This is a genomic window from Brevibacillus laterosporus (genome assembly GCA_007833815.1).
GTDB lineage: Bacteria > Bacillota > Bacilli > Brevibacillales > Brevibacillaceae > Brevibacillus_B > Brevibacillus_B laterosporus_D.
Window position 1 is genome coordinate 2,344,648 of sequence record CP033464.1, and the last position, 16,781, is coordinate 2,361,428.

Here is a 16,781-nt window from a genome sequence, read left to right on the forward strand (position 1 = left end):
CTACGGCAGATGGGGAGGTGTTATGAGAGCAATTTTACATACAAAAGGGAAGCACCCTTTCAGAAAATACAGGCTCATCATAACAGCACTTCTCACGTACAGTCAGGCGGGGGAAGTGCTGTTTCTTTTTGTTGTATAAAAATGTAAGGTTGATTGCAAATAAGGATAGGGGGCTTGGAGTAGATGGATAAAGGAAAAATTCTACTGATCGGCTTTGGACCAGGACATCATGATCACATTACGCATCGGGCAAAAGAGGCTATCCTAGAATGTGAAGTGGTAATTGGCTACAACACTTATGTAGATTTAATTAGAGAGCTGATCTCGGAAAAAAGTGTTGTACGTACTGGAATGACAGAAGAGGTTAGTCGTGCTCAAGAAGCAGTTAGATTGGCTGAGTTAGGTAAAGTTGTCGGCGTTATTTCTAGCGGAGATGCTGGGGTATACGGCATGGCCGGACTAGTCTATGAAGTTCTTGTGGAAAAAGGTTGGAAAGAATCCACTGGAGTGAAGGTAGAGGTTGTACCTGGGATTTCATCCATTCAATCTTGTGCCTCTTTATTAGGTGCTCCGATCATGCATGATGCTTGCACAATCAGTTTGAGTGACCATCTAACACCGTGGGAAACGATTGCCAAGCGTGTGGAAGCAGCGGCTTCTGCTGATTTTGTAATTGCGTTATACAATCCTCGCAGTGGTCGTCGTACGAGACAAATTGTAGAAACACAGCAAATTTTATTAAAACATCGTTCTCCTGATACCCCTGTAGGCATTGTGAAAAGCGCCTATCGAGATCGGGAACATGTGGTAATTACACGACTTGCAGATATGTTGCAGCACGAGATTGGCATGTTGACAACGGTAATTATCGGGAACTCCACCACATTTGTTTACGATCAAAAGATTATTACACCGCGTGGATATCAACGTAAATATACGTTAAATCGTATGGAACAACCACTAAAACCTCATGAACGTTTACAGGAGAAGGCAGAGCCTTGGGCACTACACAGTCAACCTGAGGGTGGAACTTCGCCTTCTGGTTCATCATCTGTACAAGAACAACCAACTGATGGAGTGGCTACGGCGACATCACCACAAGCTACATTACAAGAAACTCAAGTTTTGGAGGGAGCCCCATTAGCGACAATGGAAGCCCTTTCACATCCCAGGCAATTCTCTTGGGAAGTAGAGCAGTTGCCTGAGGACTCTTTTCAGGTAGAGACCGAGAGCTTTCAAGCTCCTAAACAAGCGGTAAAGGCCTTTCAGTTAGCGATGGAAGCGCTCGCGTGTGTTGATGCCAAGACAGCCTTAGAACTTAATCAGGGTATCACTCCGCCACCTCGTCCGTTTAACGGAGTTGTTGATATTTTGGAACTGGGCGTTTCGCCTGGCGTAGCGCGCAAGAATTTTACCTCTGAGCAAATGCGCCTCTTGGCAGATTTAACCCAAGATGGTGGAGAAATGATGTATAGCATCGAGCATCAAATTATTCTCCGATTACCACAAGTAGATCCAGAAAAGGTAACTGAACAGTTGAGATCAGTAGGGTTTCAATTGTTTCCGATTGGAGCTAGTGCGCAGATAAAAGCATGTGATTTTTGTGATTTAGAAAAGGATGAGTCCATACCGGTAGCAGAGGAATTAGGTAGACGATTGGATGGTCTTGCTGTGCCTAAAGATTTAAAAATCGGCTTTAACGGCTGCGGAATGGCATGTTATGGAGCGGTTATGGAAGACATTGGTCTTGTGTACCGACGTGGTGCATATGATGTGTTTTTAGGTGGTAAACGTATTGGGCGTAATGCACATCCTGGACAACGTATAGCCGAGGGAGTACCGGAAGACCAGATTATTGGACTCGTAGAACGAATTGTGGATGAATATAAGGCAAAAGGTCATATTGACGAACGATTCCATAAATTCTTTAAACGTACAGGACAAGTGCTTGGACATCGCTATCAGGAATTTATAGCTCCGCTGCAGATTGAAGAACCGTGTGGAGATTAAGGAGGGGAATTCATTGAACGGAATACTTTTTATCGGTCATGGTAGCAGAGATGCGGAGGGAAATGAGCACCTTCTACAATTTACACAACGAGTCACTGGCTTATTAAAGGAACAAACAGAAGTAACGTTGTATGAAACTTGCTTTTTGGAGTTAACTAGACCGACCATCATGCAAGGCGTACAAAAAATAGTCGAACGCGGTGCAACTACCGTAGCGATGGTACCGTTAATGTTATTTCAGGCGGCTCATGCTAAACTGCACATCCCTCACGAAATAGACGAAGCAAAAGCTAAATATCCGCATGTAAATTTCCACTATGGTCGCCCTATTGGAGTTCATGAAGATATGGTGCAAATCTTGCGGGATCGTTTACAGAATACAACTTTATATACTCCGCTAGAAGAGGCTAACAAAGATAGTGCCATTCTTTTAGTAGGCCGTGGAAGTAGTGATTCGGATGCTAACAGTGATCTGTGCAAAATCGCTCGCCTGTTGTGGGAGAGCACAGGGGTAGGCAATGTTGAAGTGGCTTACATGGGTGTTACCTATCCAACGGTGGAAGAAGGATTGGTTCGTTGTGTAAAACAAGGAGCTAAACAAATTTACGTACTACCTTATTTGTTATTTACAGGTATTTTGTTAAAGCGTTTAGAAGAGAACTTGCAACAGTTTCATCAAGACTTTCCAGATGTAAATGCGTCAATGAGTGAGGCGCTAGGATTCCATGAATTGCTGGAACAAATTGTAGCAGATCGTTCTGTGGAAGCGCTACAAGGACGAGCGTTGGCTAACTGTGATCTTTGCCAATTTAGAAAACTTGCTGTATTCGACCATCACCACGATCATGACCATGATCACCATCATGACCACGATCATCATGATCACAGTCACGACCATCATCATGACCATGATCACAACCATAGCCATGACCATTGTGATCACAAGCATGAGGATGAGCACGACCATGGTCATGCTCACACCTCAGAAACAAAAAATGAACCAACTTCCTGTAGCAAGGAGTCACAAGCTACACAGGCTGACGACAAACGGGGGGTACGTGTATGATCCTGTTTTTGGCAGGGACAAGCGATGCACGCGAATTGGCTGTTCTCTTAAAGTCAGATGGGGTTGATTTACTGGCAACGGTTGTCACCGATTCTGCTGCTAAAAGCTTGGAAGAGGTGGGCATTACGACGCGAGTAGGAAGATTACCGTTAGAGGATATGACTGCATTAGCTAAGGAGCAAAAGGTGACAAAGATTGTGGATGCGAGTCATCCTTTTGCAGAAGAGGCATCAAAAAATGCTATGGCTTGCGCAGAAGAGTTACAACTTCCTTACATTCGTTATGAAAGGGAGACCCGTAGTTATGTTGATCACCCTAATGTGCTCTTGGTGGAAAATTATGAACAAGCAGCATTGGAAGCAAAAAGCAGAAAAGGCGTTGTGATGCTAACCACGGGAAGTAAGACACTCGGAACGTTCACCAAGCATTTGTTGGGTGATCCTGAGATTCGTCTGATCGCGCGCATGCTACCACGGAAAGACAATATGGAAAAATGTGAAGCGTTGGGTGTAGAACAAAAAAATATTATTGCTATGCAAGGCCCATTCTCTAAAGAGTTGAATGCGGCACTGTATACACAGTTTGGTGTTACTACGATGATTACGAAAGAAAGCGGTCAGGTGGGCGCTGTGGATGAAAAACTAGCAGCGGCACTAGAGCTTGGCATCTACACCATTATGATCGACAGACCAAAGCTCGTGTACGGAGAGATGCACCAGTCGTTTGCCGGAGTGTTGGAAGCTGTAGGCAAACAGGTTGTGGTCTAAAAAATATCGTGGAAAAATGAGGGGAGAAATAATATGTCATCGCAATTTCATACGGAGTTTCAACCATTAACGATTCAACCACAAGAGATTGAATCGAAAAGCTTTGAAATGATTACAGAGGAATTAGGTGCGCATCCATTTTCGGATGAGCAGTATCGTGTAGTACAGCGCGTTATTCACGCAACGGCTGATTTTGATTTAGGTCGTAGCATGAAGTTCCATCCTGATGCAGTAGAAGCAGGCATTCGCGCTATTCAAGCTGGCGAGCCAATCATTGCAGATGTTCAAATGGTTCAAGTAGGTATTAGTAAACCGCGTCTAAAAACGTTTGGTGGAGATGTGCATGTTTATATTTCTGATGCTGATGTAATGGAACAGGCTAAGGCGGAGAATACCACTCGTGCGATTATCTCCATTCGTAAAGCTACGAGCCAAATTAAAGGTGGTATCTATGCCATTGGGAATGCCCCAACTGCTTTACTTGAATTGATTCGTCTTGTAAAAGAGGGCAAAGCCAATCCTTCATTGGTTATTGGCGTTCCTGTCGGTTTTGTGTCTGCGGCTGAGTCCAAAGAGGAATTAGCTAAGCTGGATATTCCATTTATTACGAATCTGGATCGCAAAGGCGGTAGCCCCGTTGCTGTGGCAGCGGTTAATGCGTTGTCCATTCTAGCAACGGAACGGAGCGAGCATGCATGACTAACGCAAAGGTAGCGGAGGCAGAAAACGAGAAGCCACTGCGTCATGGATATACAACCGGTTCCAACGCTACCGCCGCCACGAAAGCTTCCCTACTAGCTTTACTTAGTGGGGAAAAAGTTTCGGAGGTGGAAATTCTTTTGCCCAATAAGGATCGAGTTACCTTTCAGATGGTGTCTCAGGAACGCGGAGAGAACTGGGTGGAGACTGGCATCATTAAAGATGGTGGTGATGATCCAGATGCCACACATAAGGCCCTTATTCTGTCACGTGTTTCTTGGCACGATGATAGCGGCATTCATTTGGATGGTGGAGTAGGCGTCGGTAGGGTTACGAAGCCTGGCTTACCTATTCCAGTTGGTGAAGCAGCGATTAATCCTGTTCCAAGAAAAATGATTAAGGGTGTTGCCCAAGAGCTTTTGGATCAATACGGTCTTGAGGATCGTGGTGTCAGCATCGTCATTTCGGTTCCAGACGGAGAAGAGATTGCTAAGAAAACGTTGAATGGACGACTGGGAATCGTTGGTGGCATCTCCATATTGGGCACGCGAGGAACGGTCGTTCCATTTTCAACTGCTGCTTACAAAGCATCTGTGGCTCAAGCTATTAAAGTAGCTAAGGCAAGTAACTGCAAAGCTATTGCGATTACAACAGGCGGACGTAGCGAGAAAACGGCGATGGAGCATTATCCAGATTGGGCAGAGGAATCGTTTATTCAGATGGGAGATTTTGTTGGATTTAGTGCACTCCTTGGCAAAAAACAAGGATTTACTCACATCGCAATGGTTGGGATGATGGGTAAGCTGTCCAAGGTTGCCCAAGGCGCTATGATGGTGCATTCCAAAGGGTCTGCTGTTGATTTTCAATTTTTGGCGGACGTAGCGCGAGAAATAGGTGCGAGTGAAGAGCATATAGAGGAGATAGAGGGAGCCAACACGGCCATGCAGGTGGGCGAAATCATGAGCCAAGCGGGACACACCGCTTTTTTTGAGTTATTGGCATACAAATGCTCTGAACAAATCAATAAGCACGTCGGGGGAGGCATGGTTATAGAAACCGTGCTAACCACGTTGAAAGGCGAACTGTTGGGAAAGGCGGTAGTAGATGACACAGGTAACGATAATCGGGATCGGGGATGATGGGGCCCAGGGCTTATTTCCCCAAGCTGTTGATCTAATTAAACAAGCCCAATTGCTGGTAGGAGGAGAACGACATTTAGCGTTTTTCCCAGACCTTAACTGCGAGCGCTATGCTTTGAAAAATGGTGTTGTAGCAGCAATTGATGAAATAAAACAAGCGCTAGTAGCAGGTAAGAAGGTTGTAGTGCTTGCTTCTGGAGACCCATTGTTTTATGGAATTGGAGGCTTACTCACACGCAAACTCGGTCGTGAAGTTGTGCAAGTAGTACCGCATTTGAGTAGCTTGCAGCTTGCCTTTAGCAAAATGAAGGAAGCCTGGCAGGATGCTCATATCGACAGTGTACACGGTCGTCCGATGTTGGGATTGGCACAGCGCATTAATGGCAAGACCAAGGTAGCCTTATTAACCGATAAGGACAATACTCCAGCAAAAGTGGCTCAGTATCTCCTACAATTTGGTATGGATGAATATGAAGCGTTTGTAGCTGAGCGATTGGGAAATACAGAAGAACGATGTCGATGGTTTACGCTTGTTGAGTTGGCAGAGACAGAGTGTGATCCGTTGAATGTGATGATTCTAAAAAGAAAAGAAAATGCCTCAGTTGTAAATTGGACGTTGGGCATTCCTGATGAGGAATTTGCCCAACGTAAACCAGACAAAGGGCTGATTACAAAAAAAGAAGTGCGGGTTGCTAGCCTGGCAGAGTTGCAGATAAAACCTGATAGCATCGTCTGGGACGTCGGAACAGCGACCGGTTCAGTGGCGATAGAAGCAGCGAAGCTAGCACCTTTAGGAGCTGTGTATGCTGTAGAGAAAAATGAGCCAGATCTGGAAAATGCTCGCGCTAATATGTACAAGTTTCGTACAGATCTGACACTAGTTCATGCAAAAGCTCCGGCTGGGATGGATGAATTTCCTGATCCAGATGCTATCTTTGTTGGAGGAAGCGGAGGAGAGCTGACGGAGTTAATCCAGCTATTCGCTAAGCGCCTGCGCCCCGATGGACGTGTAGTAATCAACGCTGTTACCATCGAGAATCTAGCAGATGCGATGCAGGCTTGCAAAGCAGTAGGTTTTGACGTGTCAGTTACGATGTTGCAGGTGTCACGCAGTAAACCGATTTTGCATTTGACCAGACTTGAAGGATTAAATCCTGTCTATATCATTACTGCCAAACAGAAAGCTAAGGAGGAGAATAAAGATGAGCAACATGACTAATACAACGAATACTGCTCTTGAAAATCATGAAAACACACTAACAAACCCCCAGGTGAATACCTCTGTCGGGACTTTATATGGCATTGGAATTGGTCCTGGTGATCCTGAACTTATTACAGTCAAAGCATTTCGTCTTATGAAAGAAGCAGATGTAATCGCTTATCCTAAAAAGCGTAAAAGTGGCAAAAGCTATGCACTGACCATTGTAGAACAATATACCGAGGGTCTGTCAAAAGAGTTGCTTGGGTTAATTTTCCCAATGACAAAAGAAGAGAGCGTTCTGAAGAAACAGTGGACTCAGACTGTATCTCAGGTTTGGGAGAAGCTATCACAAGGAAAAAATGTGGTATTCGTCACAGAAGGAGACCCTAATTTATATAGTACGTTTATCCACATGGCCCGCCTTATGAATCAATTGCATCCAGAAGTGCCGGTTGTAACAGTTCCAGGTATTTCCTCAGTGCTAGGAGCGGCTGCACAGCTGGGTATTCCATTGGCTGACGGAGATGAGCAGGTTGGTATCATACCAGCAACCGAAGATCGAGAATCAATGCGCCTAGTATTAGAGCATCATGATACTGTCATTTTCTTGAAAGTAGCTAAAGTGTTAGATATGATGATTGGCTTGTTAGAGGAGCTAGGTATGTCAGACTGTGCGTCTGTAATTACCAAGGTGACATCTGGTGAAGAAACGATCTGGAAAGACGTGCGCCAGTTAAAAGGAAAAGAGCTAGAGTATCTTACACTAATGGTGGTACGGAAGGGATGAGTGACATGAACAAACCGAACGAAAAAATTACAAATACTGGGCTTGAGCCTATGGTCTATATCGTAGGAGCAGGGCCGGGAGATCCCGATCTGATCACAGTAAAAGGACTAACCATTCTACAAACAGCAGATGTTGTGATTTATACAGATTCTTTAGTAAACGATGAATTGATAGCTCGCGCCAAACCCGAAGCAGAAGTAATCAAAAGTGCAGGACTTGCTCTTGATGAAATGGTGGAAATGATGGTGGAGCGAGTACGGGCAGGTAAAAGCGTCGCTCGCGTACATACAGGAGATCCTGCGGTGTACGGTGCAATTTTGGAACAGATGGTTTTGATGAAAAAAGCAGAAGTTGCCTTTACCATCGTTCCGGGAGTTAGTTCTGTATTTGCGGCTGCCGCAGCACTGCAAGCGGAGTTAACGGTACCTGAATTGACTCAAACTCTCATCCTAACACGGGCAGAGGGACGTACACCTGTACCAGATCGTGAGCAGTTAAAAGAGCTTGCTAGCCACCACTGTACACTTGCACTTTATTTAAGTGCTACGTTGACCAAAAAAGTGGTACGTGAGCTAGTAGAAGCTGGCTGGAGCGAACAAACTCCTGTAGCTGTTGTACAGAGAGCATCATGGCCAGATCAAAAAATCGTCCGTACAACCCTAGAGCATTTAGACAAAGATATGGCAGCAAACGGCATTCGTAGCCATGCTATGATCTTAGCTGGTTGGGCACTTGACCCTATGCTCCATGAGTCATCTGAACATCGCTCTAAGCTGTATGATAAGACCTTTACACATCGATTCCGCAAAGGAGTGACTAATGGATGAGTGAGGGTACGGAAGTTGGAGTAGGCGTAGGAATGAAGGCAGGAGCCGAAGCAATCACCGTAACCGCTGGACGTACTCCAAGCGAAATCGTGCACAATTCAGAGCAATTGCCATACGCGATTGTCGCCATTACCAAGCATGGGGTGGAAAAAGCGCGTCACTTACACCAGGTTTTACCTGGCTCTCATTTATACTACATGGAAAAATTCATGGTAGGAGATGAGCAAGAACGAGATATCCGCATGTTTACAGGTTCAGTTCGTCTATTATTTGCCGATTTGTTTAAAAAATATAATGGGCTTATCTTTTTCATCTCTCTTGGAGCTGTTGTTCGGATGATGGCTCCGGTTTTGCAAGATAAAAAAGTAGACCCGGGTGTTGTGGTCGTTGATGATCGTGGGGAGAACGTCATCAGTGTTTTATCAGGACACTTGGGCGGTGCCAATGAATTGACTCGTGAACTGGCGCGATTACTTGACGCTAATCCAGTGATTACTACGGCATCAGATGTGCAGAAAACGATTCCTGTAGACTTGTTCGGACGTGGATTCGGCTGGGAGCTGGATAGCTTTGAGAAGGTAACACCCGTAAGTGCTAGCGTGGTTAATGAAGAAAAAGTAGCCATTATCCAAGAAGCAGGCGAAAGAGGTTGGTGGCCTTACCCGGATAAGCCATTGCCAGGGCATTTTCAGGTGTATCATTCCATAGCTGAGGCTTGGGATGATACATTTCAGGGGGCACTTGTAATTACGCCACGGTTATTGACAGTTGAGGAGCAGGCACGCTTTTTAGTAAATGGTGTTGTCTATCGTCCAAAAACCATTGTGCTTGGTATTGGTTGTAATCGTGGAACATCAGCGGAAGAAATCGAACAGGTCATTCTGCAAGCTTTGGCTGAACAACACCTCTCTGTGAAAAGCGTCCGCAATATCGCAACCATTACGTTAAAACAAGACGAAGCGGGACTCTTAGCTGTTTGCCAGAAATATGGTTGGACACTAGTTGCCTATACGCCGGAGCAATTAAATGAAATGCCAATGACAGAACGTTCGGAAACGGTCTATAAATTTACTGGTGCTTATGGAGTAAGTGAACCTGCCGCGTTGCGTTCCGCAGAGGCAGAAGCACCTTTTTTGGCAAAACAAAAAAGCGGCAATGTAACCTTGTCCATCGCTTTGGTTAACGGAGGGGGTATTGTACATGGGGGATAAGGGACAGACTCATCACCATCCACGCATCGTGTTGGGGGGAACCAGTAGCGGAGCAGGCAAAACAACATTATCAATCGGATTGATGTCGGCCTTGCGTAAGCGAGGGCTCCATGTTCAAGGATTTAAAGTGGGTCCTGACTACATTGATCCTACTTATCATACAGCGGCGACTGGCAGAGTATCTCGTAATTTGGATACATGGATGATGTCACCACAAGTCATGCAAGAGGTTTTTCTGCGTGGAAGCGAGTCAGCTGATATTAGCTTGATTGAAGGGGTTATGGGTTTTTATGATGGAAAAGACCCGCTCAGCAATCAAGGTAGTACAGCAGAAATTAGTCTGTTATTACAAGCACCAGTAATTCTGGTGCTTGACGTGAAGGCGATGGCTCGCAGTGCGGCAGCGATTGTCAAAGGATTTCAAGCGCTGGAGCCGGCTGTACAAATCGCTGGTGTCATTGCGAATCGATGTGGGAGCGCTAACCATTTTCGCTTGGTGAAAGCGGCTGTTGAACAAATGTGCGATGTACCAGTGGTCGGGTATTTACCAAATGATCCAGCCCTACAAGTACCTGAACGTCATCTTGGGCTTATTCCCGCTATTGAACGTGGGGAGATGGAACCGTGGTTCGACCTGTTAGCCGAGAAAATAGAAGCGACAGTTGATTTGGATTTATTGCTGAAATTGGCAAGTGGAGCACCGGCTCTAGCAGAACCTACGGAAAAATTGTTAGTTGGTCCCTCTAATACCTCAACCGATCTATCTCCTGTGAAATTGGCTGTGGCAAAAGATGAAGCTTTTAACTTTTATTATCAGGAAAATCTAGAGCTACTAGAAGCGTATGGAGCCGAACTCTGTTATTTTAGCCCACTACATGGGGAGCTTCCCCCGATTGATGCTGATGGACTTTATATTGGCGGTGGCTTCCCTGAGGAATTTGCCGAACGACTTTCACAGTGGACAAAAGAACGGCAAACCTTGCATTCCATGATAGAAAGTGGGCTACCTACTTTTGCAGAATGCGGCGGTTTCATGTACCTGTGTCAGTCCATTACAAATCGAGCTGGACAAAAGCATGAGATGGTGGGCGTCATTCCTTATGAAGTGGAGATGCAACAGAAGCTGGCAGCGCTTGGTTATCGGGAAGCGGTTGCCGAACGTGATTCCTTGTTACTTTTAGCAGGTGAGACGGCTCGTGGGCATGAGTTCCATTACTCTAAAATAACCGAGGAGACTACTGAGCATCATGCGTATGAAGTGAAGGGAATGCGAGGCTTGAAAAAGGAAGGCTACGCCAAAGGTAATTTGCTGGCGGGTTATACACATTTGCATTTTGCTTCTCAACCAGGAATGATTAAGCGCTGGTTAGATACATGCAGGAAGTATACATCAGGTAAATCAACTGAACTAGGGACTAGCTTACTGTAAGAAGGGTGAAAGTGAATCAGCAGGAGGGAAGCAAAACCATGTCTCAACAGAATGACGTGAATCAAGCACATAGCCAAACGCAAAGCCAAAATCAATCAACGGTAGCGGTTCCAGTGGAATCGCTTGATGAACTACAGCAAAAAGACAGCTCGAAAGAAAGAGCTGAACGACGCGGCCTGTTTTTAATGTATACAGGTGATGGTAAGGGAAAGACAACAGCGGCTTTAGGTGTTAGCCTGCGTGCCTTGGGACGGGGCATGAACGTTTCGTTTCTTCAATTTATTAAATCTCCGCAACGATCCTATGGTGAGGCATTGTCCATGCGTAAATTAGGGATGGAGATGCAACAGCTCGGGATTGGATTTACTTGGACCAAGACACCGGAAGAGCATCGTGAGGCTTTAAAAAAAGCATGGACATTGGCGAAAGCGAAATTAAGCGATTCAACAATTGACTTATTAGTATTGGATGAATTAAATAATGCATTAGCAATCTCTACGTTCCCCATTGAAGATGTTATGCCACTAGTAGAAGTGGTGGAGGCCATCAAAAATCGTCCTACCAATATGCATCTGGTAATCACAGGTCGTAGTGCTAAAACGGAACTGATAGAACTAGCAGATTTGGTCTCTACCATTGAGCCGTCTAAGCACTATTATAATGAAGGAATTCCTGCAGTAAAAGGTTTGGAATTTTAGAGAGGAAGTGCTTACATGCAAGCAAAGGCCATCATGATAGTCGGCACAGCCTCAGATGTGGGGAAAAGTTTAATCTGTACAGCCTTGTGTCGTATCTTTGCCAATCGAGGATATCGGGTAGCACCGTTTAAATCGCAAAATATGGCCCTTAACTCCTATGTAACAAAAGATGGTAAGGAAATCGGACGTGCTCAGGGCGTGCAGGCAGAGGCAGCACGAGTAATGGCTACAACTGATATGAATCCCATCTTGTTAAAACCAAAACAAGATATGGTTGCCGAGATTATTGTACACGGCAAGCGATATGCTGATATGGATGCAAGAGAATACCGAGAGAATTATGTGGAACAAGCTATGCCGATTGTTAAGGAAGCTTTGGCACGTTTACAAAACGAGTACGATGTTCTCATTTTAGAAGGGGCGGGTAGCCCTGCGGAGATTAATCTGAAGGACCGAGATATTGCCAACATGCGAATGGCTCATCTGGCAGATGCCGATGTGATTTTGGTTGCAGATATTGAACGTGGTGGAGTATTTGCCTCTATTATTGGGACACTAGCATTACTAGATGATGCGGAACGGGCAAGAATTAAAGGTTTTATCATTAACAAATTTAGGGGAAGACGCGATTTGTTGGACGATGGAGTGGAGTGGTTGGAACAGAAAACGGGTATCCCTGTTTTGGCCGTTTTACCCTACATGGAGGTTGAAATTGAGGCGGAAGATTCGCTAGCCTTATCCTCGCTTCGCTTTAAACAACCACAACTAGAGGAATTTCCTATCGATATCGCTATTCTTCGTTTGCCACGTATTTCGAATTTTACCGATTTTGATCCGTTGTTTGATGAACCAGAAACAGGCGTGCGATACGTACGTAATCGACGTGAGCTAGGACAACCCGATCTTGTGATTATTCCGGGTACAAAAAATACGGTAGATGACCTAGCGTGGCTGGAACAGGAAGGTATCGTTGAGGCCCTACATCAATTGCATAGTTCAGGTACGAGGATGTTTGGAATTTGTGGAGGCTTTCAAATGTTGGGTGAAAAGTTACTTGACCCAGACGGCGTAGAAGGGGACGGTAGTGCCCAAGAATGTGCTGGATTAGGCTTCCTACCTGTTGAAACGACATTTTGTCAGGAGAAACGAACCGTGCAAGTTAGCGGAGAGTTGCATCCAAAGGCACAGGAAATGCTGGGACTGCGGATTGTTGAAGTTGACCACGAGCAGGAGCATACCACCATGGAACAGGAAAGTAACTCGAAGAAAAGCCAGACTCTTCAAACACAAGTAACAGGATATGAAATTCATCTAGGAGAGACCTGTATAACGGATCGCTCCAGTTCTCCTTTCATTGTCTTACAGGACGGAAAACAGGACGGGGCCATTTCTAAAAATGGAAGAGCTAGTGGCACATACCTGCATGGGATTTTTCATAATCGACATTTTACCAGACAAGTCATTAATCTATTACGGCAGGAAAAAGGGTTACCGATCTTTACAGAAGAGGTCGTCACCGAGCAGATGAGACGTGAAAAAGCTTATGATCAACTAGGACAGCACGTGGAAAGCCACTTAAATATTAGTCATCTAGAAGCCTGGTTTGCAAAGAAAGATACTAATTAATTTCCAAAGGATGATGAACATGAACTGGAAATGGGTAGCAAGTAGCCGTTTGTTATGGTTATTGCCTGTGTTTGCTCTGTATTTTCTTGTGAATTCCCCTGAAAGTGCCTATGCTATGCATATTGCAGAAGGCTTCTTGCCTATCAAATGGGCGATCTTTTGGTGGGTAGTGTTTGTCCCGTTCTTTATCTGGGGACTTCGCTCCTTAATACGTTTGACGAACGACAAACCACAAGTGAAATTGTTATTAGCCTTGGCTGGTGCATTTAGCTTTGTATTATCCGCGCTTAAAATTCCATCCGTAACAGGTAGTAGCTCTCATCCAACAGGTACGGGACTTGGGGCCGTGTTATTCGGACCGCAAATTATGAGTGTTTTAGGTAGTATCGTCCTGCTATTCCAAGCGATTTTACTTGCTCATGGAGGATTGACCACATTAGGAGCCAACGCTTTTTCTATGGCTGTTGTGGGACCATTTGTCGGCTATGGCATTTATCGTTTACTAAATGGTATGCAGGTCAAGCAGGGAGTTAGCATTTTTTTCGCAGCTGCCTTGGCTGATTTAGCTACCTACATCACTACTTCGGTTCAATTATCATTGGCCTTTCCAGCGGCTACCGGTGGATTTGTAGCTGCATTCATAAAGTTTGGAACTATTTTTGCCGTCACCCAGATTCCGTTAGCCATTTGTGAGGGATTACTTACTGTAGTCGTGTGGAACTGGATTAGCGCGTATAACCGTCAAGAATTGCAAATGTTACTGAGCTTGCGAGGAGGTGCCAAATAATGAAACAAGTAGCGAAATGGAAAAACTTATTGTTACTTGCCCTCGTGGTGGTTATTGCTGTCATTCCACTGATGATGATCAAAGACTCGGAATTTGGAGGAGCAGATGGTCAGGCTGAGGAAGCGATTCAGGAACTGGCTCCCGAGTATGAGCCTTGGTTTCAACCGTTGATGGAAGTGCCTGGCTCCGAAACGGAGAGCTTGTTGTTCGCAGTTCAGGCAGCTATTGGAGCTGGTGTGATTGGTTATGCAATTGGATTTTTTAAAGGTCGCAAAAAGAGCGAAGCGGCGCCCGAAGTACAAGAATGAATCTCTGGATAGATCGGATAGCGTATCAAAATCGACTGCGGGATGTGTCTGCTCGTTTTAAAGCTGGATTCGCAGCAGGTATGCTCTTGCTTGCTTTGTGTGCAGATATGGAAATCCAAATTGCCATTTTTATCTGGATGAGTATCTGGATTGTAGGATATGCCAGTGTTCCTCTGCGTAGTTATCTTATTTTCGTAGGAGTAGCCGGCTTGTTTTTTATTAGTAGTACGCCTGCCCTATTAGTGGACGTTCAACGTTTGTCTGGATCAGCTACGGTAGGGGTAGAAACGAGCTGGCACTTGTTTACTATAGGTGATTGGTACGTCTTTATTGATCAACGTAATTTGTTTGTGATCGGTAAGTTGTTTAGCCGCACGTTGGGTGCTAGTGCTTGTTTTGCTTTTTTGTTGCTAACGACTCCTTTGGTTCAATTGCTCGACGTGTTGCGCGCATTACGAGTGCCTCCCATCATTGTTGAACTCATTATGTTGATGTATCGATTTTTATTTGTATTTTTCCAAACGGCACATGATTTATGGATTGCGCAAAAAGCACGGGGTGGACATGGGAGTTTTTCTGCCCAACTAAAGGACATGGGACGACTAGTTAGCCTGTTGTTTGCTAAAAGTATGCAACGGTACCAGTCATTAACTCATGGCCTTCTGGCGCGCGGATTCGATGGTGAATTGCAAGTGATTAGTATGGAAAAAGAGGTATATGTAAGGCGTTATCTAATTGAAGCAACGATTGGGGGAGCGTGCTGTGTAGCTCTGATTATATGGCACGCTCTTCTATAAGAGATAAGAATGGAAAAACGTGAGACTTGGAAATACCAGGTTTTCTTTACAACTAGGATAGGAGCGTGGCTCTTGTGGAAGCCTTGATCAGCTTGGAAAAAGTAAGTTATGCCTACGAACACAAGACAAATAGCCTCGCTCTAAAGGAGATAAGCCTACGTATCCCCGCAGGTAAGAAGAGCGTATTGCTTGGACATAATGGATCGGGTAAGTCTACTTTGTTTTTACAGGCAAATGGTATATACCGCCCAACAGTGGGAGAGCTGTACTACAAGGGAGAACCATACCGTTATGATCGCCGTTTTTTACAAGAGTTACGTAGCAAAGTAGGATTAGTGATGCAAGACCCGGAGCATCAATTATTGGCGGCTACGGTGGCTGAAGATCTTTCCTATGGGTTATGTAATCAGGGCCTGGCTGTTGATAAGGTTCGTGAGCGTGTGTTGGCCACAGCTGAAGCTTTTCAAATAACAGAATGGTTACATCTGCCACTGCATCAGTTAAGCTTAGGGCAAAAAAAGCTGGTGACTCTAGCAGGTGTTGTTGTATTGCAACCCGAGTTACTATTGCTTGATGAACCTACAGCTTATCTCGACAGCTATCATACACAGCTGTTCTTGACTCAATTGGAACAAATTCATCAGCAAGGAACCACCGTTGTCATGTCCACACATGATTTGGAGCTTGCTTATGCATGGGCAGATTGGGTGTTTGTTATGCATAGGGGGTCGCTTCTTTTGGAGGGAACCCCCCGAGAAGTTTTTCAGCAGAAAGATATGCTACGGCAAGTACAGCTAGGTATTCCTTTGCTTTACACCGTCTGGGAGGGCATGCAGCCATTCCTAAACGAGGAGCAACGTGCAACGTGGAAGGCACCAAGAACAGTAGAAGAATGGTGCAGCTATGCAGAGAGAATGAGTATGAGAGAAAAGGAACAGTTGCTGGTAACGAAAAGATAGAAGACATAGAGTAAAAGCCAGGAAAAGGGTCAGTTTGAGCAGTAAAAAATTTATACGGTTATCTATGTAGTAAAAGGCTAGCAAACGACCATACGGTCATTTACTAGCCTTATTTTTGTCTCTTCTTATGTAGGAAGAATGATTACTTAACAGCTTCTTTCAATTCTTTACCTGCTTTGAAGGCTGGCAATTTGCTTGCTGGGATTTCGATTTCTTCGCCAGATTGAGGGTTGCGGCCTTTACGAGCAGCGCGTTCGCGTACTTCAAAAGTACCAAAGCCCATCAATTGAACTTTTTCTCCATCTTTTAGTGCGCCAGTGATTGCTTCGAATACGGCATCAACCACTTGTCCAGCATCTTTTTTTGTTAATTCAGCTGTTTCAGCTACTTTTGCAATCAGTTCTGTCTTGTTCATTTTCTTACCTCTTTTCTTTAAAAAACTACTACTCATCATACCAAAAATTCCTTTA

Annotated in this window: 17 protein-coding genes; 16 read left to right on the forward strand and 1 reads right to left on the reverse strand. The window is 44.9% G+C overall.

The features are described from left to right. Nucleotides 1-183: 183 nt before the first annotated feature. The 16 genes from cobJ (at nt 184) to EEL30_12500 (ending at nt 16,311) form a co-directional block, all read left to right on the forward strand. Entirely contained in the window at nt 184-2,010 is a 1,827-nt protein-coding gene (cobJ, locus tag EEL30_12425; protein QDX93035.1) for a precorrin-3B C(17)-methyltransferase, read from the forward strand. A gap of 13 nt (nt 2,011-2,023) precedes the next feature. Then, entirely contained in the window at nt 2,024-3,076 is a 1,053-nt protein-coding gene (locus tag EEL30_12430) for a sirohydrochlorin chelatase (GenBank protein ID QDX93036.1), read from the forward strand. Then, complete coding sequence (gene cobK, locus EEL30_12435; GenBank protein ID QDX93037.1) at nt 3,073-3,843, forward strand: precorrin-6A reductase; 771 nt, start codon at nt 3,073-3,075, stop codon at nt 3,841-3,843. Before EEL30_12430 ends, cobK begins: the two co-directional genes overlap by 4 nt. A 33-nt stretch (nt 3,844-3,876) precedes the next feature. Continuing rightward, a complete protein-coding gene (locus tag EEL30_12440; protein QDX93038.1) occupies nt 3,877-4,542 on the forward strand; it encodes a precorrin-8X methylmutase in 666 nt (221 codons plus the stop codon). Continuing rightward, a complete protein-coding gene (locus tag EEL30_12445; GenBank protein ID QDX93039.1) occupies nt 4,539-5,681 on the forward strand; it encodes a cobalt-precorrin-5B (C(1))-methyltransferase in 1,143 nt (380 codons plus the stop codon). Before EEL30_12440 ends, EEL30_12445 begins: the two co-directional genes overlap by 4 nt. Continuing rightward, on the forward strand, nt 5,647-6,900 hold the full coding sequence (gene cbiE / locus EEL30_12450) for a precorrin-6y C5,15-methyltransferase (decarboxylating) subunit CbiE (protein QDX93040.1): 1,254 nt from the start codon (nt 5,647-5,649) through the stop codon (nt 6,898-6,900). Before EEL30_12445 ends, cbiE begins: the two co-directional genes overlap by 35 nt. Then, a complete protein-coding gene (gene cobI / locus EEL30_12455; protein ID QDX93041.1) occupies nt 6,884-7,669 on the forward strand; it encodes a precorrin-2 C(20)-methyltransferase in 786 nt (261 codons plus the stop codon). Before cbiE ends, cobI begins: the two co-directional genes overlap by 17 nt. A gap of 5 nt (nt 7,670-7,674) precedes the next feature. Beyond that, nucleotides 7,675-8,496, forward strand: a complete 822-nt coding sequence (gene cobM, locus EEL30_12460; protein ID QDX95754.1) for a precorrin-4 C(11)-methyltransferase — start codon at nt 7,675-7,677, stop codon at nt 8,494-8,496. After that, nucleotides 8,493-9,707, forward strand: coding sequence for a cobalamin biosynthesis protein CbiG (locus EEL30_12465; GenBank protein ID QDX93042.1), 1,215 nt, complete (start codon nt 8,493-8,495; stop codon nt 9,705-9,707). Before cobM ends, EEL30_12465 begins: the two co-directional genes overlap by 4 nt. After that, nucleotides 9,697-11,136 (forward strand): cobyrinate a,c-diamide synthase, encoded by a 1,440-nt coding sequence (locus tag EEL30_12470; GenBank protein ID QDX93043.1) that lies wholly within the window; start codon nt 9,697-9,699, stop codon nt 11,134-11,136. Before EEL30_12465 ends, EEL30_12470 begins: the two co-directional genes overlap by 11 nt. Before the next feature lie 38 nt (nt 11,137-11,174). After that, entirely contained in the window at nt 11,175-11,834 is a 660-nt protein-coding gene (locus tag EEL30_12475) for a cob(I)yrinic acid a,c-diamide adenosyltransferase (protein ID QDX93044.1), read from the forward strand. A 15-nt stretch (nt 11,835-11,849) separates the two neighbouring features. Continuing rightward, nucleotides 11,850-13,460, forward strand: coding sequence for a cobyric acid synthase (locus tag EEL30_12480; protein ID QDX93045.1), 1,611 nt, complete (start codon nt 11,850-11,852; stop codon nt 13,458-13,460). Nucleotides 13,461-13,479: 19 nt separating this feature from the next. After that, nucleotides 13,480-14,247: an energy-coupling factor ABC transporter permease gene (locus tag EEL30_12485; protein ID QDX93046.1), complete on the forward strand. Its 768-nt coding sequence runs from the start codon at nt 13,480-13,482 to the stop codon at nt 14,245-14,247. Then, entirely contained in the window at nt 14,247-14,555 is a 309-nt protein-coding gene (locus EEL30_12490; protein ID QDX93047.1) for an energy-coupling factor ABC transporter substrate-binding protein, read from the forward strand. The genes EEL30_12485 and EEL30_12490 overlap by 1 nt, the downstream gene beginning before the upstream one ends. Beyond that, a complete protein-coding gene (gene cbiQ / locus EEL30_12495) occupies nt 14,552-15,352 on the forward strand; it encodes a cobalt ECF transporter T component CbiQ (GenBank protein QDX93048.1) in 801 nt (266 codons plus the stop codon). Before EEL30_12490 ends, cbiQ begins: the two co-directional genes overlap by 4 nt. A 74-nt stretch (nt 15,353-15,426) precedes the next feature. Continuing rightward, a complete protein-coding gene (locus EEL30_12500) occupies nt 15,427-16,311 on the forward strand; it encodes an ABC transporter ATP-binding protein (protein QDX93049.1) in 885 nt (294 codons plus the stop codon). 142 nt (nt 16,312-16,453) lie between these two features. Here EEL30_12500 and EEL30_12505 read toward each other — a convergent pair whose 3' ends face one another. Beyond that, nucleotides 16,454-16,726 carry an HU family DNA-binding protein gene (locus EEL30_12505; GenBank protein ID QDX93050.1) on the reverse strand — a complete coding sequence of 91 codons (273 nt, stop codon included), beginning with the start codon at nt 16,724-16,726 and terminating at the stop codon, nt 16,454-16,456. Between the last annotated feature and the right edge of the window lie 55 nt (nt 16,727-16,781).